The organism is Asticcacaulis sp. (assembly GCF_047605585.1).
Classification (GTDB): Bacteria; Pseudomonadota; Alphaproteobacteria; order Caulobacterales; family Caulobacteraceae; genus Asticcacaulis.
The window spans coordinates 213,399-234,518 of the sequence record NZ_JASGFK010000002.1 but is presented as its reverse complement, the minus strand read 5'-3'; the positions used below and the strand labels follow the sequence as shown (position 1 = coordinate 234,518).

Here is a 21,120-nt window from a genome sequence, read left to right as displayed (position 1 = left end):
GCCGCTTCTCTTTTGTGGCGACGAGTCACAGGGAAGTTGTTAAAGACGGGCATTATGCGCTCAGAGGCCGCGCAGGCTCGCCGCATCAGCGGCGGCGGGCGCTTGCCCTTGTCGGAATCGATGACTTCGGAACACATATGGAGACTTTATGCCCCTGAACATGCCAAACATTAATCCAGTGATGCTGCATCTGGGGCCGCTGGAAATTCGCTGGTATGCCATTGCTTACATAGCGGGTATTGTCTGTGGCTGGCTCTATGTTTCTTCCCTGATCAAGAAGGACGCCCTGTGGGCGCCTCGCAGGCCACCCGTCAGCAACACCCAGCTCGATGACTTGATCCTGTGGCTCACGCTCGGCATCATCTTCGGTGGGCGCATCGGCTACATTCTCTTCTATGACGCCTCGATCATCTGGAAACAGCCGCTCGAAGTCTTCATGATCCAGCATGGCGGCATGTCCTTCCATGGCGGTTTCACCGGCGTTGTCGTGGCCACCCTGATCTATTGCCGTGTCCAGAAATTTTCCCTGCCCCGCCTGCTCAATCTCGGCGATCTCCTGGCTTGCGCCGCACCGATCGGCCTGTTCTTCGGCCGCATCGCCAACTTCATCAATGGCGAACTGTGGGGTCGCGTCACCCATGTGCCCTGGGGCATGGTCTTCTGTAATCAGTACATCGAGAAGCAATATAACGACATCTGCCCGGCAGGGCTGGAGCCCCGTCACCCCAGCCAGCTTTATGAAGCCCTGGGCGAAGGCCTGCTGCTGTTCATCCTGCTGTGGGTGCTGGCCAATGTCTACCGCAAGTTCAATCGCCCCGGCCTGATCACCGGCACCTTCATCGCCGGCTATGGCCTGATCCGTATCCTGCTGGAAAACGTCCGCGAACCCGACGCGCAGATGCTGCCCTTCTTCAAGAATGTCATCACTATGGGACAGTCGCTGTCCCTGATCATGGTGGCCGCTGGCGGCTTCCTGATCTGGCGCGCACTCAAGACACCGGAACCGGCGCCCGAGCCCGAACCTGAAGTGCCCGCCGAGACCACCGAGCTTGATGGCTAACTCTCTGAAAGATCGCCTGATCGAACAGATCACGCTCGATGGCCCCCTGCCGGTGGATGCCTATATGGCCGCCTGCCTGCTCGATCCGGTCGATGGCTACTATACGAAACATGTTGCGCTGGGGGCCGAGGGTGACTTCCTTACCGCACCGCTGATTTCGCAGATGTTCGGCGAAATGATCGGTGTCTGGGTGGCGCAGACCTGGCAGGCCCTGGGTTCGCCGGCCGCCTTCCGTCTGGTGGAAATCGGCGGTGGCAATGGCACCCTGACGAGCGATATCCTGCGGGTGGTGGCACGCGTGCCCGGCCTGCCAGAGGCCGCAAAGGTTACACTGGTGGAGCCTTCGCAGCGCCTGCGCGCCCTGCAGGCGGATAAGGTGCCGTCGGCGACCTTCCTGCCCTCAATCGATCAGGTGCCGGAAGACCTGCCGGTGATCCTGATCGCCAACGAACTGCTCGATTGTCTGCCCGCGCGGCAGTTTGTGCGCACTGAGACCGGCTGGTTCGAGCGCCGCATCGGCCTGCAGGACGGCGCCCTGGCCTTCGGACTGGTGCCGGCCGGTGAGGATTTTGCGCCGCCGTTCGAGGCGGCCATCGGCGATCTGGTCGAGATTTCACCGGCCCAGACCCGCCTGGCCGAAAATCTGGCCCTGCTGTTGAAACAGGCCACCGGCGCCGCCCTGCTGATCGATTACGGCCGCGACCAGCCCGAACCCGGCGATACACTACAGGCGCTTTACCGGCACCAGAAGCACGATCCCCTGGAAGCCCCCGGCCAGCACGACCTGACCGTCTGGGCCGATTTTCCCTCCGTCGCGGCCGTGGCGGCCAGAACCGGCGCCAAAGTCAGCCCGATTGTTACCCAGCGGAATTTCCTTCAGCAGCTGGGTATCGATGCGCGCCACGCGGCGCTTATGCAGCGTAATCCGGACCATGCGGAAAAGCTTCAGCGCCAATACGATCGCCTGATGGCACCGGACCAGATGGGCACGCTATTCAAGGTTCTGGGCCTCGCCTTCCCGCCCGCTGTTAACCTCTTCGCGCTTGAAGCAGCTGCCCCGGACCTGTAGGATAAAAACAAGTGCAAAAAGCGCCTTCGGCCCGATAGCGGACACAAAACCGCCGCAGCCCTCCGCCTTGATGGCGGTACCAGAACACAGACATCCACGTTGCCGGCCATCGCGGTCTTAACGACCCGCGATTACCGTTTCTATTATACTTACAGGTTTCCCCATGTCCCTGCTGCCTTCGCGTATCCTGCACCCCCTCCTCGACCTCGCCCAGATTCAACACGGCTTCTTCACCCGTCATGGCGGCGTCTCGCAGGATATCTATGGCAGCCTCAATCTCGGCCTCGGCTCGAACGACGACCAGGACGCCGTGCTGGAAAACCGCAAGCGCGTGGCGGCCTCTTTCGGACGGCCGGAAAACTACCTCCTGTCGCTCTACCAAATTCATTCCAATATCGCTCTGAAGGTCAATGAGCCCTTCCAGGGCGAACGTCCGGAGGCCGACGGCCTGGTGACCGCCCGCGCCGGCGTTGTCCTCTCCGCCCTGTCGGCCGATTGCGCGCCGATCCTGTTCTGCGATCCGCAAAGCCGCGTGGTCGGCTCCTGCCATGCCGGCTGGAAGGGCGCGCTCGGCGGCATTATCGAATCCACCATCAAGGCCATGTGCCAGCAGGGCGCCAAGGCTGAACGCATCCGCGCGGTCATCGGCCCCTGCATCCAGCAAGCCTCCTATGAGGTCGGCGCCGATTACGAGGCCACTTTCGCCAAGGAAGATCCCGAATCCAGGGCCTTCTTCATTGCCGGCAGCGAGATCGACAAGCGGATGTTCGACCTGCCGGGCTACTGCCAGATGCGCCTGAAGCGCGCGGGTTGCGCCGAGACGGCCTCGACCGGCCACGACACCTGTGCCGACAGCGCGCAATTCTATTCCAACCGCCGTGCCGTCAAGACCGGCGAGCCCGATTATGGCCGCCTGATCTCCTGCATCATGATCCGGGCTTAGCCCTGCTTGCCCCCCTCCCCGGCTTGCCGGGGAGGTATAAAAGCGTGGAGCGGTTATTTTTAACTATTTACGACGTTTTGGTCTTGAACCCCGGCCTTACCCTGCTAAAAGCCGCCCCAGATGACCAATCCCCTCACAGCCGTCATGGGAAACGCCGACATGAAACTCCTCTCCGCCAATTCCAACCGGACCCTGGCCCAGAATATCGGCGATTATCTCGACATGCCGCTGTGCAAGGCGCGTGTCCAGCGTTTCGCCGACAACGAAATCTTCGTCACCATCGATGAAAACGTGCGCGGCGAGGATGTCTTCGTCATCCAGTCGACCAGCTATCCGGCCAATGACAACCTGATGGAACTGCTGATCTGCATCGACGCCCTGACGCGCGCCTCGGCCAAGCGCATCACCGCCGTCATCCCCTATTTCGGCTATGCCCGCCAGGACCGCAAGACCGGTGGCCGCACCCCGATCTCGGCCAAGCTGGTGGCCAACCTGATCACCCGCGCCGGCGCTCACCGCGTGCTCACCATGGACCTGCACGCCGGCCAGATTCAGGGCTTCTTCGACATCCCGACCGACAACCTGGTCGCCATCCCCTTCATGGCCAAGGATATCCAGGCCAATTACAAGAAGTCGGCCGAACTGATGATCGTGTCGCCCGATGTCGGCGGCGTCGTCCGCGCCCGCGCCCTGGCCGACCGCCTTGGCGGTGACCTGGCCATCGTCGACAAGCGCCGCCCGCGTGCCGGCGAATCCGAAGTGATGAACATCATCGGCGATGTCACCGGCCGTGACTGTATCCTGTTCGACGATATCGTCGATTCCGGCGGCACCCTGGTCAACGCCGCCAAGGCGATCCTGGAGCGCGGCGCCACATCGGTTTCCGCCTATATCAGCCACGGCGTCCTCTCCGGCGCCGCTATGGACCGGGTCGACAAATCCGTGCTGAAGGAACTGGTGATCACCGACTCCATCGAAGCCACCGAGACGATCCGCAATCACCCGAAGGTGCGCATCGTCGGCGTGGCGCCGCTGATCGGCGAAGCCATCCGCCGTATCGCCAACGAAGAATCCGTGTCAAAACTCTTCGATTAAGCTTGCGACTCACGGAAAACTTTTCGTGACACCTCAAGCCGGAAATACCGCACAATTAACCGAACAGCCCATTGTTTTTATTAAACAATGGGCTGTTTTGCATTCGCGCCCATTAACCCTTTAGGTTGCGCCGCGTCATAATTTCGGCGTTTTTCCTGTTGAACACTGCGCCACACGCGTTAAGCCTTTCTGAGGGGGCGTGAACGCCTTTCGCAACAACACATCGATTATCTCCGCCTGGCTCTGGCCACTCGCGGACACCTTGGACTCTAAAGGGGAATATGCGTATGAAGCTGGCACTCACCAAGGGCTTTTGCACCAGCCTGGTCGCCCTTAGCTTTGCCATCACTCTGGCCGGTTGCGCCACGGATGCACCGCCACCACCGCCACCGCCACCGCCACCGGCCCCCGCCGGCCCGCCAGTCGCCCTTGCCTCCGAAATCACCGACCTCGCCTCGGTCTATCAGGACTATATCGAGAAGGCCTCGGCGATGAAGGGCCAGTATGTCGATGGCGCCTCCGTCCAGACGCAGCTGGCTTCGGCGGAATCTTTTGAGCCCAATCAGCTGGCCCATGGCGCGGTCGCCTATGCCGCCGTCGTGGCCATGCAGGAGCCCGCCTTCCGCTCGATGCTGCGCACCTATGCCGCCAATGACGTCACGCGCGCCGATATCAAGGCCAAGCTTCTGGCCGATCCGGCCTATGCCGCCGTCATCCCAGGCGCCGATGCCGCCGCCCGCCGCGTTATCCTGGCGCTCTCCAGCGACGGCCAGTCGGTCTACAAGGCGGGTTCGAGCGTCAAGCAGGCGGCCTATGACATCCAGCATGACAAGTGGTCGAAGGAATTCATCGCTGATCCGGCCGGCCGTCTGGCCCTGGCCAAGAGCAATTCCGTAACCCTGGTCAGCGTCCAGAGCGATGATAGCGCCAAGCTGCTGGCGGCCGCCCTTTCCGGCCAAGGCCTGGTCACCAGCGCCGATACCGGCCAATCGACCGGCCAGACGACGGTTCAGACCGGTCTGCCGGTCCAGGCCACGCAAGCCACCCCCGTTATTGGCGGCAACCCTGCCTTGATCCCTGACGCCGGCACCGCGCCGACGCCGGCCGAGGCCAGCGCCACCTCGGCCTCGACCAGCGCGTTCGACCGTCCGGACCTGTTCAATCAGCCCTATACACAGGCGGTGAACCGCGCTCTGACTATCGCCGCCCTGGCCCTGCTCGGTGAAGGCGGCGAAAACAACCTGCCGACCCTGACCAGCCTGCTGGACGATGGCGATGGCCCGCGCTGTCTGCAGATGAGCAAGCTCAACCTCTATCAGTGCCTGGCCGTGGCCAAGCCGCACTATGAGGACGTTTTCTGCGTCGGCCAGCACGTACTGATGGACACCGGCCAATGCCTCGGCAAGATGTCGAGCAATGCGCTGAGCTTCGCGCCCGTCACCCGCGTCGGTTTCAAGGCCGATGGCACCTCGGCCTATGGCGATCCGAAGCCCTATCTGAAGCCGGCGCCGGTCAAGAAGGCTCCTGCCAAGAAGAAGACCAGCACCGCGGCCAAGAAGAAAAAGTAATCTTCCGGTTCGCCTGATTGGGTTTAAAGCGGCAGGGTGCGACAAGCGTCCTGCCGCTTTTTTGTGTCTGATCCTTGCCTTGGCAGGGATTGTCGTGTATCGAGGCCGCCTCCAGAAATTCGGACCGCCGGACCAATCGTGGCACCGGCGTATTTCTTATGAGGTTTATGGCTATGGCCGATATCATTCTTGACGTTGAAATCCGTGAGCGCACCGGCACCGGTGGCGCGCGCGAAACCCGCAATGCCGGCAAGGTGCCGGGCATTCTCTACGGTGGTGACAAGGCGCCCGTCGCGATCGCCGTCAGCCTGAACGCCTTCAAGAAGGCGCTCTACACCGGCAAGCTGAACGGCCACCTGGTCACGCTGAAGTACGGCTCGGAAACGCAGAAGGTCATCGCCAAGTCGATCGACTTCCACCCGGTCACCGATGTGCCGCTGCACTTCGACCTGTACCGCGTCGATGAACACGCCCAGATCAAGATCTCGGTTCCGGTTCACTTCAAGAACCACGAACTGTCGCCCGGCCTGAAGAAGGGCGCTGCCTTGAACGTCGCTATCCACGAACTGGAAATCCTGGTTCCGGCCGATCACATTCCGGAAGACATCATTGTCGACCTGACCGGCCTTGAAATCGGCCAGAGCGTCCACGTCTCCGACCTGAAGCTGCCTTCGGACGTCAAGGCGCACGTCGCCGGCGCTGAAGTCGTCGCCTCGATCACCGCCTCGGGCGCGTCGAAGAGCGAAGAAGCCGAAGCCGCTTCGGAAGGCTAATGGGGTTTGGGGGCTGCGCCCCCAAGTCCTTTGCTTTTCCAATAAAAGAAGGCCCGTCCTCTGGACGGGTCTTTTTTATTGGATAGAAGAAGATATGGGGGCACGCCCCCCAAACCCCATTAGTCTCAGGAGTTCGCCGTGTATCTGATCGTTGGCCTTGGCAATCCCGGTGCGCAATACGCGAAGAACCGCCACAATATCGGCTTCATGATGATCGACGAACTGATCCGCGGCGCTACCTTCGGCCCCGAGAAGAAGAACTTCGACGGCATCACCTCCGATGGACAGATCGAGACCGCCAAGGGCATGGAAAAGGTGCTGGCGCTCAAGCCGCAGACCTATATGAACCTCTCCGGCCAGAGCGTGCAAAAGGCCATGCAGTTCTACAAGATCAAGCCGGAACGCGTCATCGTCTTCCACGACGAACTCGACCTCGCCCCTGGCCGCCTGCGCGTGAAAATGGGCGGTGGTCATGCCGGCCATAACGGCCTGCGCTCGATCATGGCCAATATCGGCCCCAACTTCATGCGCGGTCGCATGGGTATCGGTCATCCCGGCGCCAAGGAGGATGTGCTGCCGTGGGTGCTTGGCGACTTCGCCAAGGCTGACCAGGGCTGGCTCACCGCCTTCAATGACGCCTGCGTGCGTGCCCTGCCCGTGTTGCTCTCCGGCCTGCCCGATGCTTCCGAACGCTACACGACTGAGGTCATGCGCCAGGCGCCCGCGCCAAAGCTCGATACGCGGCAACTGAACGCACAAAAGGACGGCTAGGACTGGTGTGCCGAGGAAAAATGCTTTAGGGAACGGCGCAATTTCCGTTTTCTGAAAAGCTTTTTCCATGGCCCTTAAAGTCGCTATCGTCGGTCTGCCCAATGTCGGCAAGTCCACACTGTTCAATGCCCTGACCCAGACCGCATCGGCCCAGGCCGCCAACTATCCCTTCTGTACCATCGAGCCCAATACTGGCGATGTCGCCGTGCCGGAACCGCGACTCGACGTGCTGGCCAAGATCGTCGGTTCCAAGGAAATCATCCCGGCGCGCATGAACTTCGTCGACATCGCCGGCCTGGTGCGCGGCGCCTCGAAGGGCGAAGGCCTTGGTAATCAGTTCCTCGCCAATATCCGCGATTGCGACGCCATCGCCTTCGTGGCGCGCTGCTTCGTCAATACCGACATCACCCACGTCGAAGGCCGCATCGATCCGCTGTCCGATCTCGAAATCATCGAGACCGAACTGATGCTGGCCGATCTGGAATCGCTGGAAAAACGCCTGCCGAACCTGGAGAAGCGCGCCAAGTCCGGCGGCGACAAGGAAGCCGCCCTCACCGTCTCCCTGATCAATGCCGCCCTGGAGCAGCTGCGCAATGGCCGTCCGGCGCGCGTGGCCTTCGAAAGCGGTAAAATTTCCAAGGAAGACACCAAGGCCTGGGAGATGCTGCAACTGCTGACCTCCAAGCCCGCCCTTTATGTCTGTAACGTGGAAGAAGACGCGGCCGCTACCGGTAACGACCTTTCTGCCAAGGTGGCTGAACGCGCCAAGACCGACCACGCCAACAGCGTCGTCATTTCGGCGCAGATCGAGTCGGAAATCGCCCTGCTCGATGCCGAGGAGCGCACCGAATTCTTAGAGACCCTCGGCCTGGAAGAACCCGGCCTGAACCGCCTGATCCGCGAGGCTTACAAGCTGCTGGGTCTGCAATCCTATTTCACGGTCGGCCCCAAGGAAGCCCGCGCCTGGACCATCCATGTCGGCGATACCGCCCCGCAGGCGGCCGGCGTCATCCATACCGATTTCGAGAAGGGCTTCATCCGCGCCGAAACCATCGCCTATGACGACTACGTCAAGTTCAACGGCGAATCCGGCGCCAAGGAAGCCGGCAAGTTCCGTCAGGAAGGCAAGGAATACCTGGTCAAGGACGGCGATGTTCTGAACTTCCGGTTTAACGTTTAAAGGTTACCCCCTGCGTCGGCGAGTTCGCGCCGACACCTCCCCCGCTTTGCAGGTGAGGATCAAAAGATAAGCCCGCTGGACGATCTCCGGCGGGCTTTCTTTATTCTTTGTGCCGCGCGGTGCGGGGACGGCATGACGCAGCGAGACGGCGGTTTGCAGCCCGTCAGGGCGTTCCCGCCTTTAGTGTTTACCGCGCCAGACCTGACGGTAAGCCGCATAGGTCACGCCGGCCATCAGCAGAAGGAAGGCGATGACCGCCACGCCCATCTGCTTGCGCTCTGTGGCGTGCGGGTCGCCGGCCCATTCCAGGAAGGCCGCGACATCTTCCGACTCCTGGCGAAGCGTTGCCTTGGTGCCGTCATCGTAGGAGACCTTGTCGGCCACCAGGGGCGGCGGCATGGCCAGAACCCCACCCAGCGGTACCTTGTGCGGATCGCCGTGCCACGAGGTCGCCAGGGCGCCATGGACGTAAGGGTTATAGTGCTGGGTGGCGGCCACGGTCAGGCCATCCGGCGCCGGCTGGAAACCGGCCAGCAGCGAGGCGACATAGTTAGCCCCGCCTTCGCGCGCCTTGGTGATTACCGACAGGTCCGGCGGGATGGCGCCGCTGTTGGAGGCCTTGGCCGCCTCCTCGTTCTTGAAGGGCGACGGGAAACGGTCGGAGGTCGTGCCCTTGCGGGTGATGTCATCGCCGGTATCCGGGTCGATATCGGGAATATCGAACTCGGAGGCAATCTGCTTGACCACCGGGTTATCATTCGGGTTCTTGTACTTCGGGTCGTAGAAGGGGCCGCCCTTCTGGCCGAGGTTGCGGAACGACATCAGGTGCATCGAGTGACAGGCCGAACAGACCTCGCGATAGACCTTGTAGCCGCGCTGCAGCTGGGCCTGATCGAAGGTGCCGAAGGGCCCCTCGAAGGTGAAGTGATGATCCTCCGGCTCCTTGTAGCCTTCGCTGGCCATGGCATGAGCGCCGGCGGTCAGGGAAAACACCACGGCGAGGCCCGCCACGACTTTAAGGGATTTCGTCATGAGAGTGGTCATGTGACTTAGCCCTTTGTCTTGGCGTGAGCGGCCAGGACGGCTTCGGAGATCGAGGCCGGGACGGGCAGCGGGTCTTCCTTCAGGCCGATCCATGGCATGATGACGAGGAAGAAGGCGAAATAGTAGACGGCCAGAAGCTGGGACAGCCAGACGACCTTGAGGCCGATTTCATTGCCATGCGCATCCGTGGTGATCGAGAACACCAGGTTATCCGGCATCTGCCCGCCGCACCAGCCGAGGCCGAGGCAAGCGATGACGAACAGGACGAAGAACCAGCGCATCACCGGACGATAGCGCATCGACTTGACCTTCGAGGTATCCAGCCATGGCAGGGCGAAGATCAGGGCGATGGCGCCGAACATGGCGCCGACGCCGAGCAGCTTGGCGGGGATCGGCCCGATATCGAAGGTGATGGCGCGCAGGATGGCGTAGAAAGGCAGCATGTACCATTCGGGCACGATGTGCGCCGGGGTCTGCAGCGGGTTGGCCTTCACATAGTTGTCGGCATGGCCCATGGCATCGGGGGCGAAGAAGACGAAGACCGAGAACACGATCAGGAAGAAGATCATGGCCAGGCCGTCCTTGACCGTGGCGTAGGGCGTGAACGGCAGGGTGTCTTCCTTGGACTTGATCTCGACGCCGGTCGGGTTGTTCTGGCCGACGACATGCAGCGCCCAGATATGCAGGACGACGACACCGGCAATGACGAACGGCAGCAGGTAGTGCAGCGAGAAGAAGCGGTTGAGCGTCGGGTTATCGACGCTGAAGCCGCCCTGCAGCCAGGTCAGGATCGAGGGGCCAACCACCGGGATGGCGCCGATCAGGTTGGTGATGACGACCGCGCCGTAATAGGACATCTGGCCCCAGGGCAGGACATAGCCCATGAAGGCGGTGGCGATCATCAGGAAGTAGATGATGCAGCCCAGCAGCCACAGAACCTCGCGCGGCGCCTTGTAGGAGCCGTAATAGAGGCCGCGGAACATGTGGATATAGACGGCGAAGAAGAACATCGAGGCGCCATTGGCGTGAACATAGCGGATCAGCCAGCCATAATTGACGTCGCGCATGATGCGCTCGACGCTGTCAAAGGCCAGGGCCGCATTGGCCGTATAGTGCATGGCCAGGATGACGCCGGTCAGGATCTGCACGCCCAGGCACAGCGACAGGATGCCACCGAAGGTCCACCAGTAGTTCAGGTTCTTCGGGGTCGGGTAATCGACGAAGCTGTCATAGGCCAGGCGGACGATCGGCAGGCGCGAATCCAGCCACTTTTCAATGCCGGATTTCGGCGCGTAGGTCGAAGGATGATCGCTCATTTAGCCCACCTTGATCTTGGTGTCGGACAGGAAGCTGTACTCGGGCACTTCAAGGTTCTTCGGCGCGGGGCCGCCACGGATGCGACCGGAGGTATCGTATTGCGAACCATGGCAGGGGCAGAACCAGCCACCGTAATCACCGGTGCCGAAATTGGGCACGCAGCCGAGGTGGGTGCAGACCCCCACGAGTACGAGATACTGCTCGTGGCCAGCCTTGACGCGTTCGGCATCGGTCTGCGGATCGCGCAGGGTCTTGATGTCGACGGCCTGGGCCTCGGCGATTTCTTTCTTGGTGCGATAGCGGACGAACAGCGGCTTGCCGCGCCACTTGACGACCGCCTGCATGCCTTCTTCCACCTTGGAGAGGTCGTATTCGATCGAGGCCAGGGCCAGGGTATCGGCGGCCGGGTTCATCTGGCCGATCAACGGCACCAGGGTCATGGCCGCCGCCCCCGCGGCGCCGGCCCCAGCTGCAATGTAGATAAAGTCGCGACGATTCGGATCTTTATCGCCACCGTTCTCAGGTTCGCTCACCTTGCCACCTCTTCGTTTCGCAGCCCGGTCGGTGGTTTGCCCCCGTCCCCGGCTCCCTCAAAAATTCTTAATCACCCGAACCTGATTCCCCGAAAGAAGCGAAGCCGCGTCAAGGAAACAGGTCAGAATCCGGCACGTATACTCATACCTACTGCGTCTATAACCACAATTCCATGACGGATACAAACCGGCAAGAGCCTTTCGTGACGAATTTCCGCCTCAGTTGCGCTTCAATTCAGGCAAAATACTGAGAATGATTTGCAATTTGCTGTTTTGGACTGGACAGGAGCCCGCCAAAGCGCTGAAAACGCCCGCCTCCCCTCTCCGCTTCCCCGAACGGTCCGCCCCATGCGCCTGGCGCTTTATCAACCGGATATTCCGCAAAACCTCGGCGCCGCCATCCGGCTTAGCGCCGCCTTCGAGATCGATCTCGATGTCATCGAGCCCTGCGGCTTTCCGCTCGGCGACAAGGCGATCAAACGCGCCGCCATGGATTACGGCCGCTGCGCCAAAGTGTCGCACCACATGTCATGGGAGGCCTATCTCGGCTTTTTGCAGTCCGAAATGCCGACCGCGCGACTGGTGCTCTTCACCACCAAATCGGCCGAACCGGCCTACGGATTCACTTTCCAGCCGGATGACATCCTGCTGATGGGCCGCGAAAGCGCCGGCGTGCCCGAAGAGGTCCATGCCCGCGCCGATGCCCGCTTGTTCATTCCGATCAGCGCCGAGGCGCGGTCGATCAATGTGATCAATGCGGCCGCCATGGCGCTGGGTGAAGCGCTGCGGCAGACCGGCGGTTTTCCGACAAGGCCTTAGTTCAAGCCACCCGTGAATAGCGGGCCTGGCCGTCCGGCTGCTGCATATAGCGGTCAAAAACCGCGCAGACATTGCGAATCAGCATCTTCAACGGCGAGGTCAGGCGCACCACCCGGCGGTGGCATTCAACCACACCCAGGCTTTCCAGAGGTTTCAGCCGTTCCAGCTCGGCGTCGAGATAGTTGAACGGCATGCCGTGGCGCACGAGAATGTCGCCGATATCGGCCTCGAAATAACACATCAGTTCGGCGATGACCGCACGGCGCACGCCATCGTCTTCGCGATAGGCCCAGCCCCGCGCCGTAGCCAGGCCTTCTTCACGGATCAACCGTTGATAGGTCGCGCTCTGGCTGATGTTTTGGGCCAGGCCTTCGTCGAATTCGCTGATGGCGGAGGCCCCGAAGGCCAGCAGGCGGTCATTGGGCTGGTCGGTATAGCCCATGAAATTGCGACGCAGGCGGCGATGCCTGAGCGCGACGGCCAGGCCATCCTCAGCGCGGGCGAAATGATCGATGCCGACGGGCGTATATCCAGCCGTGGAGAGGGTTTCCGTCATGCGTTCGAACAAGATTAGCTTATGCGCGGCATCCGGCAGGGCCGTGGCGTCGATCAATCGTTGATGCTTACGCGCCCACGGCACATGGGCATAGGAAAAACCGCTCAGACGATCGGGATGCAGGCTTAAGGCATCGGCCAGGGTGGCGCCGAAAGACGCCTCATCCTGGAACGGCAGGCCGTAGATCAGATCCAGCCCCAGGGCCTTGATGCCGGCCTCGCGCAGGGCATCGACGCAGGCGCGCACCATCGGCATGGGCTGGACGCGGTTGATGGCGGTCTGCACCTGCGGGTCGGTGTCCTGCAAGCCCAGACTGACACGATTGAATCCCAGTCCGGCATAAACGCGCGCCATGTCCGGCGTTACCCGCCGCGGGTCCAGTTCGATGGAGATTTCGGCGTCGGCCAGGAAAACGAAGTGATCGCGCAGGACGTCGAACAACAGTTCCATGTCCCTGGCCTGAAGCAGGCCGGGTGAACCGCCACCGAAATGCAGGCTGTGGACATAGGGGCGCATGGCGATCCGGCGGCTGACATGGGCGATTTCGGCGACCAGCTGATCGACATAGGCGCTGACGGCCTCATAGCGGCGCGTCACCTGGGTGTTGCAGCCGCAGAACCAGCACATCTGCTCGCAATAGGGAATGTGGATATAGAGACCGATACTGCCGCCAGAGGACAAACCGCGCAGCCAGTCGGCATGGATGTCCGGCGACAGGGGTTTGAAATGATGCGCCGACGGATAGCTGGTGTAGCGCGGCGCCTCGCGATTGAGCAGGTCATGTTCCTGCCAGCTTCTTGGCCCATTACGAGGCTTTTCAACAATAGCGGCCATGCGTGTCGGCTCCTGTGCGGTGAGCCTTGGCTATAGCCGATAATTTCCATATAATTTATGTGGCTATTGGTCGCACGAAAAACCTGTAGCGAGTATTGATCGCCCGCGCTATCAGAGCGGCATGACACAGGCCGCCCCTCTCCCCACCGATCTTTTAGCCGACCGCCAGACTCAGGCCGCCGCCTGGTTCCGCTCCCTGCGCGATTCGATCTGCGCCGCTTTCGAGCAGTTGGAGGATGAGGCGCCGGCGGCGCTCTACGGCGAAACCGCCGGGCGTTTCGAACGTACGCCGTGGCAGCGCGAAGCCGGCGGTGGCGGCGAGATGTCGATCATGAAGGGCCGGTTGTTCGAGAAGGTCGGGGTACATATCTCGACCGTCCATGGCAGCTTCTCGCCGGAATTCGCCAAGTCGATCCCCGGCGCCGATGTCGATCCGCGTTTCCATGCCACCGGCATTTCGCTGATCGCCCATATGACCAATCCGCATGTGCCGGCAGTGCATATGAATACCCGCTTTATCACCACGACCCAAAGCTGGTTCGGCGGTGGCGCCGATCTGACCCCGCTGATGGCCGCCGATCGTCATGCCGAGGCGCCGGATGCCATCGCCTTCCACAAGGCTTTTAAGGATGTGTGCGATGTCGCCGATCCGGCCTATTACGAAAAGTTCCGGGCCTGGTGCGAGGAATACTTCTACCTGCCCCACCGCAATGAACCGCGCGGCGTGGGCGGCATATTCTACGATCACCTGAATTCCGGCGACCACGCCGCCGACTTTGCTTTCACCCAGGACGTGGGGCGGGCCTTTCTCGCCATCTATCCGCAGATCGTGCGCGGGCGCATCAATCAATCATGGACGGGTGACGAGCGCGAGGCGCAACTGATCCAGCGCGGCCGCTATGTCGAGTTCAACCTGCTGTATGACCGCGGCACGATTTTCGGTTTGAAAACAGGTGGTTATGTGCCGTCGATCATGTCGTCCATGCCGCCCGTGGTAAAGTGGCCTTAAACTAGCCATTCCACCTCATCTTCATATAGAGACCGCCGGCCTTCAGTTCATCCAGCATCTGGTCGATGCGGTTCTGGCGGGTTTCTTCACGCTTCGCCTGCTCGATCCATCCGATATAGTCGTTTTGCTGATAGGGCGGGCGGGCCTGATAGGCCTCCCACAGACCGCGATCATGCAGAAGCTGTCGGACATCGTTGGGGATGGGGTGAATGTCGCGGGTCAGCGTACTCATATCCTTTGGCATTTGCCGCTCACGCCATCACATCAAGATAACTAGAAAATTGCAAAACAGATAGCAATGTAGAGAATTATTCCAAGCCAAATGAGCGGAAAGCCAATTTTGTGAACCTTGAGCTTCATAGCTAGAGCTGGCTTCATTGAGGGCTCTATCTTCGCCAAGAAAAGTTCAATGCCAAAAAACATGTTTCTCATAGGTGCATGACGCATATTCCGTTCGGGGTGCTTTTCGTTATACCAGTCAATGTATTCTTGATTGATAAAAATACTAAACGGCAAGCAAACAAGAGTTACGCAGCAAAAAAGAACTGTTGTTATAAATCCCAAAGATACTAGGCGCCCAAGAACTTCGAAATCGCGCCTAGCAGTTCATGGCGCTGGCTTGGCTTTTTCAGGGTCTGCACGGCATGGTCTACCAAAGCGGCGTCAATGCGGATGCCCCGGCGGCTGATCAGCAGATCGCTGGCGAAGTCCTGGCAGAATTCCGGATGGCACTGGAAGGACAGGCCCTTGCGGTCGGTATAGTAGAGCGCGCCATGCGGGGTGAAGTCCGAACCGGCCAGCACGATAGCCTTTTCCGGCTTGGTAACGACCTGATCCTGATGGGTGACCGCACAGGCGATCTTGACGTTTTTCACGCCGGCCAGTTCCTGCCACAGGTCATGCGCCTGAACCTCATACTCGTGCAGCCCGACGCCCCAGCCCTTGTGCGATTTCTCGACATGCCCCCCCCAGGCCTGAGCCATCACCTGATGGCCAAAACAAATACCAACAACGGGGGTTTCGGTATCGAGCGCGCGCAGCCAGCCCATCAGGGCGGCGATCCACGGATCGTCCTCATAGACGCCCGACGGCGAGCCAGTGATCACTACACCTTTCAGGTTTTCATCCGGATCGGGAAGTTCGCCTGCCAGTGTTTTGAAAACCTTGAAGGAACGCCCTTCGCTGGCCAGCAGGTCGGCGAACATGTCGGCATAGGTGCCGTAGGTGGAGTCCAGCCCCGCAGGCGGCACGCCGGTTTCCAGAATGGCGATGTAATCGTTACGCATACACACGTTCCCCGAAAATACACTTCGAGATTTGGCTCATTTCGCCAGAGCGTCAAGGGCCGCCTCAATCACGCTTTGTGAAAAATCATGATTGATCCATTCGGTTTCCAATTGCTTAAGAGCCCTTCCCACTTCGGGTCCGGCAGGCAGACCACGGGCGATCAGGTCGGCACCTTTCACCGGAAAGACAGGGATTTCAAGACCTTGCAGCATGCGCATAACATAGGCGACCGCGGCGGCTTCCTTGCCCTGGTGTGCCGCCGCCAGATAGATGGCATCCTCCGTAGCCTGACGACCGTGCAGGTACATCAGCCGCGCGAACGGCGCATTTTCAGCCAGCAAATCCAGCGCCCGGCCGGCATCGCGCAGGCGGTTATAGAGGCGCTGCGACCACTTGAGTCGCGTCTGGCAGGCATGGAGCGCCGTGGCCGCAAGCCCTACCCCGCTGTCGATCAGGGCCATCAGCCGGATTTCCGGATCATCGCTCAGGCCGATGACCACCGCTAGTTCCGGCAGCTTACCTTCCTCGGCCTGCCAGCCCGGCACGACATGCGGCATCAGTCCGTGCGCCTGCATGGCGGCAAAGGCCGCCAGCGGTTGCGGCAGGGCCAGGGTCTTCAGCAATTCCTGCTGGATACGCTCGCCGGACAGCCCGTCTATACCGGTCTTCAGGGCCACACAGGCGGCCAGTGAGGCGGGATCGATCTCCCGCGCATAACCGGCGCTGAACCGAAAGAAGCGTAAGATGCGCAGGTAATCCTCGCGGATGCGCTGCTCGGCCTCGCCGATAAAGCGCACGCGTCCGGCCTGCGCATCGGCCAGCCCCTTGCCCGTCGGATCGTACACCTGGCCATCGATATCGGCATAGAGCGCATTGAGGTAGAAATCGCGACGCAGGGCATCCTTCGCCCAATCGGTGGTATATGTCACCACCGCGCGGCGGCCATCGGTCTCGACATCTTCGCGTAAGCTGGTGATTTCGTAAGGAGCACCATCGACCACAGCGGTGATGGTGCCATACGCCTTGCCGGTAGGGACGCTGCGAATACCGGCCGCTGCCAGCGCGGCCTCGGTCTCGTCCGGCGACAGCTGGGTCGACAGATCGAGATCGCTGGCCGGCTTTCCCATGATCAGATTGCGCACGCAGCCGCCGACAAAGCGTACGCAGCCCTTGCCGCCTTTGGCTTCAAGAGCGGCAAAAACCGCACGCGTGGCGGCGGAGGCCATGTCTTCAGAGAGCGGAATCATAGTCATGCCGTAACCTAGCGCCTCAGCTGGTTCGGATCAAACGGCCTTGCTGACGCGGCCGGTAAAGGCCAGGCCCGGCTGGCTATAGTGGATCATCAGGCGATTCGGATCGACCGGCCCCGGCAGGGTAATATCCTTCGCCTTTTCAAAGCCAAATGGCAGAAAGTAGCCGGGCGTGCCGACCAGCAGCACCGCGCGCAGTCCCTTGGCAAAGGCCGCTTCCAGACAGGCGTGGATCAGGGCCTTGCCGACACCGCGTCCCCGGCAGGCATCGTCGACTACGATCGGACCGAGAAAGGCAATGCGTTCGCAGGCTTCACCTTCGCGCACATCGATCGGCCACATCCGTACGCTGCCGAGCAGGCGATCGCCATCCAGCGCCACAAAGCTCATATCCGGCAGAATGTGCGCGCCTTCGCGCAGGCGTTCGGCGGTCTTGACGTAGCGGCCCGGCCCGAAGGCATGGTCGGTCAGGGCCAGGATGCGCTGATCGAGGTCGGGTGTCTCAAGACAGATCGAAAAATCCAAGGCCAATGCGTCCAGAGCCAACTACCCGATCCTGTTTTACAATAGATGCGGCACAATACTGGCGGCCCAATAAGACCACAGCATGACAAGGTCAATCATATACACCGCAATTATTAAGTCGGTTTATTTCGCCAGGGTCTATTCAGAGCGCCCGGTTTATCTTGAAAGAAAGGCGCGGAAGGCGGCCTGGGTCTCCGGGCGGACCAGTTGCTGGCGGAACAGCGCCCCCTCGGCCCGCACCACCTGCCATAGCGTTTCCGGATCGCGCATCAGCCTCTTTGTGGCCATCAACGCCGAAGGCGACAGCACCCGTAACCGGTCCGTAAAAGCCGCCACGGCTTCCGGCAAGTTTTCCAGAGGCACCACCCGGTTGATCAGCCCCATCTGCCGGGCGTCCTCCGCCGGGACGACCTGCCCCATGGCCAGCCATTCAAACGCCCGCTGATGGCCGATCCGCTGTGGCAGCAGCAGGGTCGAGCCGGCTTCCGGCACCAGGCCCAGCTTGAGGAAAGGCAGGCTGAGGCGCGCATCGTCCGCTGCCACGACCAGATCGCAGTGCAGAAGGAGCGTGACGCCTACGCCTACAGCCTGGCCCTGCACGACGGCGACCAGCGGCTTGTCAAAGAAGGTGATCGCTTTCAGAAAGCGAAAAACCGGCAGGTCGTCATGCGCCGCTGTTTCATCCTGATAGACGGGCAGGTCCTGGGCGAAATCGAGAATATCATTGCCAGCGCAGAAGTCGTCGCCTTCCGCCGCGATCACAACCACCTTTACCGTTTCGTCCGACAAGGCACGCGCCAGTTCTTCGGTCAGGGCGGTATACATCGCCTTGGTCAGGGCATTTTTTTTGGCCGGGCGATTAAGTTTCAGGGTAAGCACACCGTTGTCGAGATGCGCGGTAACATCGTTCATTTTTCTATCTCCCTGTTATGCCTGCATAACTTAAACGAAGTTGACGTTAACGGCAAGGTAAGCGGCAACAATTCCCCGCCTTGCATTCGCCACACAGCCTGAATAAACCTATTGAAAATTAATTCGTGGCGGGGCAAACCGCGACGGTTCACTCACAGGCCTGGAGCAGCGGAGAGTCTCCCCAAATGAAAATATCCCTTGAGTTCAAAAAGATGACGCAAAGGGTACAAACCCTTGCCATCGCCCTCGGCCTCGCCATCGTCGCCAGTGCCGGCAGCCAGGCCGCCTATGCCGCTCCGAAAAAGGCGGAAGCGCCCACCGGCGAGTTCAAGATCGACCCGGCCGTGCAGGCGAAGAGCATGACCGAAATTCCGGCCATCATCGCTTTGGCCAAGGTCAATTGCGATCCGTCCGACGCGTATCTGCTGGGGCCAACGGAATTTGCCAAGGCCGACGGCACCAAGGCTAAGGGCCAGCTCTACGAAGTGGCCTGTAAAACCGGTCCGGGCTTTATCGTCACCAGCGTGTCTCCGACCGAAGTAGGTCAGGCTTTCACCTGCTCGCTTGCGGCAAAGCTGGCCGCCAAGAATCCCGGCTCGATCGAATGCGTTCTGCCGGAAAACAAGCCACACTACGCCTGGCTCACGCCGGTGGTTCAGCCCTTCGTGCCTGGCTGCCAGATCAGCAATGCCCGCGTGATCGGCTCAACCTCGACCGAACCCCTGATCGACCGCTATGAAATCGGCTGCGGCGCGCAGGCCGGCGGCGTTCTCGATTACGCCCAGCTCGGCGCCACCACCCCGACCGAATTCAAGAGCTGCCTCGCCGTCGAAGGCACCAGTTCCGCCTGTGAATTCACCACCAAGGACCAGATGACGGCCGGCCTCAAGCCGATTGCCGCCACCGCCGACAAGGACTGCCAGGTCAACAACGCTCGCTTCGTCGGCGTCAACAAGGAAAACGACGGCAATTTCTATGAGTTTGGCTGCGCCAACAAGCCGGGCTTCATGGTCCTGACCAAGCTGGACAACACGTTCGAGCGCAGCATTCCCTGCGCCAGCGCGGCCGGCCTGGGCGGCTGCAAGTTCACCGACGCCGGCACCGCCGCGGCGGACGCCAACGGCACCTATTCGGCACAATTGGCCAAGGCTGGCTTCCCCTGCACGGTTACGGATTATACCGTCATCGGCACTCAGGAACAGACCAAGCGCGACTATGTCGACTTCAAGTGCAAGGAACAGCCGTGGGGTCTGATCGGCTTCGTACCGCAGCCGGGCAGCACCTCGACTGTGCGCGTCAACGATTGCTTCATCGACCAGACCAGCCGCAAGAACTGCACCTATGTCACCGAGCCGCAGTTGCGCGCCCAGCTCGACAAGCTGATCAAGATTGCCCAGCCCGGCAAGAACTGCGACATCAGCGACGTGCGTTACATCGGTGAATCCGATGGCGTCGAAGGCGCTGTCATTGTCGAAATCGCCTGCAGTAACAAGCGCGGCTATATCGCTATCCTGGCAGCCAACCGCAACAGCTTGACCGACAGCGTGCCCTGTACGATCGCCAAGTCGCACAAGGACCCGATCCAGTGCGAAATTCCCGGCAACGGCACCTATTCTTCGGCCGATTAAAGCCCGAGAACAGAACAGAGCGGCCCGCGTGGTTTTCCACCACGCGGGCCTTTTTCATGCCGATTTGATGCTTTAAGAGGCACCACATGCGGCCGGGCGCAGATGGAGACAGATATGAAGCTTTGGATTGTCCCGACCGCCCTGACGCTGGTCCTGCTGGGTGGCTGCAACCTGTTCACCAAACCGGAAACCGGGCCCGCATATGCCATACCCGCCCCCTCCGGCAAGGGAGAGATTCAACTCTATCCCGCCACCGATCCCAAGGCGATCCGACCTTCCGTTGAGGTACGGTCTGGTGATTGCGACAAGGACAGCTGCGAAACCTTGGCCGGTGAAAAATGGCAGCCGCTGCCCAAGACCGAGGCTACCGCCCTGCCCTATCTGTCGGTGATGATGCCCACCGGCTCTGCCTACAGCCCGGATCTGTGGCGGCCCGTCGGTAATGCAGGACGGCATGTACTGGTCAGTCTGGCCGGGTTTGACGGCGTCCAGCGCGGCCTGTTCGATGGCCTGCGCATCGGCCTGCAGGACGCCAGTTTCTCGACCTATTTCACGGCCTATTCGGTGGAGACAGGTGCAGCCCTGAAAGCCAGGGGCCTGTGCGTGCGCGACATGGCTGTCGATTCCGGCGACCCGCTGAAAGCCAGCTGCGCCCAGAAGGTCGGCGACGACCGCTATGTGCTGCCGCTCAATGGCGAGGTGGTGATCGTCGGCGACAAGGCCTGGCTGCTGCAGCGCCGCCCCGACCGCTCGGCCAATCTGATCGATCTGTTCGCCCTGCCGCGCGGCACGCCGGCCTGCCTGCCCGGCCTAATCATCGATACCGAAGGCCAGTGGATGGGCACAGCCGACAAGGCACTGTCACCCGATCTGTTTGTTTCCCGCGCACGGCCTTCAGCGGAATATGAAACACACAAGGCACACTTGCTGAAAGCCTGTCCGTAGCT

Annotated in this window: 21 protein-coding genes; 12 read left to right on the top strand and 9 right to left on the bottom strand. The window is 61.0% G+C overall.

The annotated features are described in order from the left end of the window. Positions 1-154: 154 nt before the first annotated feature. The 8 genes from lgt to ychF all read left to right on the top strand — a co-directional run bounded on the left by lgt (position 155) and on the right by ychF (position 8,459). Positions 155-1,060 (top strand): prolipoprotein diacylglyceryl transferase, encoded by a 906-nt coding sequence (lgt, locus tag QM647_RS06895; protein ID WP_414995216.1) that lies wholly within the window; start codon positions 155-157, stop codon positions 1,058-1,060. Further along, positions 1,053-2,129: a class I SAM-dependent methyltransferase gene (locus QM647_RS06890; protein WP_414994770.1), complete on the top strand. Its 1,077-nt coding sequence runs from the start codon at positions 1,053-1,055 to the stop codon at positions 2,127-2,129. The genes lgt and QM647_RS06890 overlap by 8 nt, the downstream gene beginning before the upstream one ends. Positions 2,130-2,292: 163 nt before the next feature. After that, positions 2,293-3,072, top strand: coding sequence for a peptidoglycan editing factor PgeF (pgeF, locus tag QM647_RS06885; RefSeq protein ID WP_414994769.1), 780 nt, complete (start codon positions 2,293-2,295; stop codon positions 3,070-3,072). Positions 3,073-3,231: 159 nt separating this feature from the next. Continuing rightward, entirely contained in the window at positions 3,232-4,167 is a 936-nt protein-coding gene (locus QM647_RS06880; protein WP_414994768.1) for a ribose-phosphate pyrophosphokinase, read from the top strand. 287 nt (positions 4,168-4,454) lie between these two features. Beyond that, positions 4,455-5,735 (top strand): hypothetical protein, encoded by a 1,281-nt coding sequence (locus tag QM647_RS06875; RefSeq protein WP_414994767.1) that lies wholly within the window; start codon positions 4,455-4,457, stop codon positions 5,733-5,735. Positions 5,736-5,908: 173 nt separating this feature from the next. Beyond that, positions 5,909-6,508, top strand: coding sequence for a 50S ribosomal protein L25/general stress protein Ctc (locus QM647_RS06870; RefSeq protein WP_414994766.1), 600 nt, complete (start codon positions 5,909-5,911; stop codon positions 6,506-6,508). A 138-nt stretch (positions 6,509-6,646) separates the two neighbouring features. Further along, a complete protein-coding gene (pth, locus tag QM647_RS06865; RefSeq protein WP_414994765.1) occupies positions 6,647-7,279 on the top strand; it encodes an aminoacyl-tRNA hydrolase in 633 nt (210 codons plus the stop codon). A 67-nt stretch (positions 7,280-7,346) separates the two neighbouring features. Beyond that, positions 7,347-8,459 (top strand): redox-regulated ATPase YchF, encoded by a 1,113-nt coding sequence (gene ychF / locus QM647_RS06860; protein WP_414994764.1) that lies wholly within the window; start codon positions 7,347-7,349, stop codon positions 8,457-8,459. 180 nt (positions 8,460-8,639) lie between these two features. Here the strand turns inward: ychF and QM647_RS06855 are convergent, their stop codons facing one another. Genes QM647_RS06855 through petA form a run of 3 tightly spaced genes read right to left on the bottom strand, consistent with a single transcriptional unit; the run spans position 8,640 to position 11,353 of the window. Continuing rightward, on the bottom strand, positions 8,640-9,503 hold the full coding sequence (locus QM647_RS06855) for a cytochrome c1 (protein WP_414994763.1): 864 nt from the start codon (positions 9,501-9,503) through the stop codon (positions 8,640-8,642). Between the two features lie 5 nt (positions 9,504-9,508). Next, entirely contained in the window at positions 9,509-10,819 is a 1,311-nt protein-coding gene (locus QM647_RS06850) for a cytochrome b (protein WP_414994762.1), read from the bottom strand. After that, positions 10,820-11,353: a ubiquinol-cytochrome c reductase iron-sulfur subunit gene (petA, locus tag QM647_RS06845; RefSeq protein WP_414994761.1), complete on the bottom strand. Its 534-nt coding sequence runs from the start codon at positions 11,351-11,353 to the stop codon at positions 10,820-10,822. A gap of 348 nt (positions 11,354-11,701) precedes the next feature. Here petA and QM647_RS06840 point away from each other — a divergent pair, with 348 nt between their 5' ends. After that, positions 11,702-12,172 carry a tRNA (cytidine(34)-2'-O)-methyltransferase gene (locus tag QM647_RS06840; RefSeq protein ID WP_414994760.1) on the top strand — a complete coding sequence of 157 codons (471 nt, stop codon included), beginning with the start codon at positions 11,702-11,704 and terminating at the stop codon, positions 12,170-12,172. Position 12,173: 1 nt separating this feature from the next. Here QM647_RS06840 and hemN read toward each other — a convergent pair whose 3' ends face one another. Beyond that, positions 12,174-13,562 (bottom strand): oxygen-independent coproporphyrinogen III oxidase, encoded by a 1,389-nt coding sequence (gene hemN / locus QM647_RS06835; protein ID WP_414994759.1) that lies wholly within the window; start codon positions 13,560-13,562, stop codon positions 12,174-12,176. Positions 13,563-13,683: 121 nt separating this feature from the next. Between hemN and hemF the strand changes: the two genes are divergently transcribed. After that, on the top strand, positions 13,684-14,571 hold the full coding sequence (hemF, locus tag QM647_RS06830; protein ID WP_414994758.1) for an oxygen-dependent coproporphyrinogen oxidase: 888 nt from the start codon (positions 13,684-13,686) through the stop codon (positions 14,569-14,571). A gap of 1 nt (position 14,572) precedes the next feature. Here the strand turns inward: hemF and QM647_RS06825 are convergent, their stop codons facing one another. From QM647_RS06825 to QM647_RS06805, 5 genes are all read right to left on the bottom strand, one after another. Further along, a complete protein-coding gene (locus QM647_RS06825) occupies positions 14,573-14,803 on the bottom strand; it encodes a YdeI/OmpD-associated family protein (protein ID WP_414994757.1) in 231 nt (76 codons plus the stop codon). A gap of 337 nt (positions 14,804-15,140) precedes the next feature. Continuing rightward, positions 15,141-15,857: a type 1 glutamine amidotransferase gene (locus QM647_RS06820; RefSeq protein ID WP_414994756.1), complete on the bottom strand. Its 717-nt coding sequence runs from the start codon at positions 15,855-15,857 to the stop codon at positions 15,141-15,143. 36 nt (positions 15,858-15,893) lie between these two features. After that, positions 15,894-17,111, bottom strand: coding sequence for a CCA tRNA nucleotidyltransferase (locus QM647_RS06815; protein ID WP_414994755.1), 1,218 nt, complete (start codon positions 17,109-17,111; stop codon positions 15,894-15,896). A gap of 30 nt (positions 17,112-17,141) precedes the next feature. After that, the gene (locus tag QM647_RS06810; RefSeq protein WP_414994754.1) at positions 17,142-17,654 is read right to left on the bottom strand and encodes a GNAT family N-acetyltransferase; all 513 of its coding nucleotides are present in this window, start codon (positions 17,652-17,654) and stop codon (positions 17,142-17,144) included. A gap of 135 nt (positions 17,655-17,789) precedes the next feature. Then, entirely contained in the window at positions 17,790-18,545 is a 756-nt protein-coding gene (locus tag QM647_RS06805) for an enoyl-CoA hydratase-related protein (RefSeq protein ID WP_414994753.1), read from the bottom strand. 185 nt (positions 18,546-18,730) lie between these two features. Here QM647_RS06805 and QM647_RS06800 point away from each other — a divergent pair, with 185 nt between their 5' ends. Both QM647_RS06800 and QM647_RS06795 read left to right on the top strand, forming a co-directional pair. Further along, positions 18,731-20,173 carry a hypothetical protein gene (locus tag QM647_RS06800; RefSeq protein WP_414994752.1) on the top strand — a complete coding sequence of 481 codons (1,443 nt, stop codon included), beginning with the start codon at positions 18,731-18,733 and terminating at the stop codon, positions 20,171-20,173. 114 nt (positions 20,174-20,287) lie between these two features. After that, the gene (locus QM647_RS06795; protein WP_414994751.1) at positions 20,288-21,118 is read left to right on the top strand and encodes a hypothetical protein; all 831 of its coding nucleotides are present in this window, start codon (positions 20,288-20,290) and stop codon (positions 21,116-21,118) included. The last annotated feature ends 2 nt before the right edge of the window (positions 21,119-21,120 follow it).

Coding starts and splice junctions, on each gene's coding strand:
- hemN (WP_414994759.1), bottom strand. CDS start 13,562: ATGGCCGCTATTGTTGAAAAGCCTCGTAATGGGCCAAGAAGCTGGCAG.
- hemF (WP_414994758.1), top strand. CDS start 13,684: ATGACACAGGCCGCCCCTCTCCCCACCGATCTTTTAGCCGACCGCCAG.
- QM647_RS06870 (WP_414994766.1), top strand. CDS start 5,909: ATGGCCGATATCATTCTTGACGTTGAAATCCGTGAGCGCACCGGCACC.
- QM647_RS06875 (WP_414994767.1), top strand. CDS start 4,455: ATGAAGCTGGCACTCACCAAGGGCTTTTGCACCAGCCTGGTCGCCCTT.
- QM647_RS06825 (WP_414994757.1), bottom strand. CDS start 14,803: ATGAGTACGCTGACCCGCGACATTCACCCCATCCCCAACGATGTCCGA.
- QM647_RS06800 (WP_414994752.1), top strand. CDS start 18,731: ATGAAAATATCCCTTGAGTTCAAAAAGATGACGCAAAGGGTACAAACC.
- QM647_RS06850 (WP_414994762.1), bottom strand. CDS start 10,819: ATGAGCGATCATCCTTCGACCTACGCGCCGAAATCCGGCATTGAAAAG.
- QM647_RS06795 (WP_414994751.1), top strand. CDS start 20,288: ATGAAGCTTTGGATTGTCCCGACCGCCCTGACGCTGGTCCTGCTGGGT.
- QM647_RS06840 (WP_414994760.1), top strand. CDS start 11,702: ATGCGCCTGGCGCTTTATCAACCGGATATTCCGCAAAACCTCGGCGCC.
- QM647_RS06890 (WP_414994770.1), top strand. CDS start 1,053: ATGGCTAACTCTCTGAAAGATCGCCTGATCGAACAGATCACGCTCGAT.
- ychF (WP_414994764.1), top strand. CDS start 7,347: ATGGCCCTTAAAGTCGCTATCGTCGGTCTGCCCAATGTCGGCAAGTCC.
- QM647_RS06805 (WP_414994753.1), bottom strand. CDS start 18,545: ATGAACGATGTTACCGCGCATCTCGACAACGGTGTGCTTACCCTGAAA.
- pgeF (WP_414994769.1), top strand. CDS start 2,293: ATGTCCCTGCTGCCTTCGCGTATCCTGCACCCCCTCCTCGACCTCGCC.
- QM647_RS06820 (WP_414994756.1), bottom strand. CDS start 15,857: ATGCGTAACGATTACATCGCCATTCTGGAAACCGGCGTGCCGCCTGCG.
- QM647_RS06815 (WP_414994755.1), bottom strand. CDS start 17,111: ATGACTATGATTCCGCTCTCTGAAGACATGGCCTCCGCCGCCACGCGT.
- QM647_RS06855 (WP_414994763.1), bottom strand. CDS start 9,503: ATGACCACTCTCATGACGAAATCCCTTAAAGTCGTGGCGGGCCTCGCC.
- QM647_RS06880 (WP_414994768.1), top strand. CDS start 3,232: ATGAAACTCCTCTCCGCCAATTCCAACCGGACCCTGGCCCAGAATATC.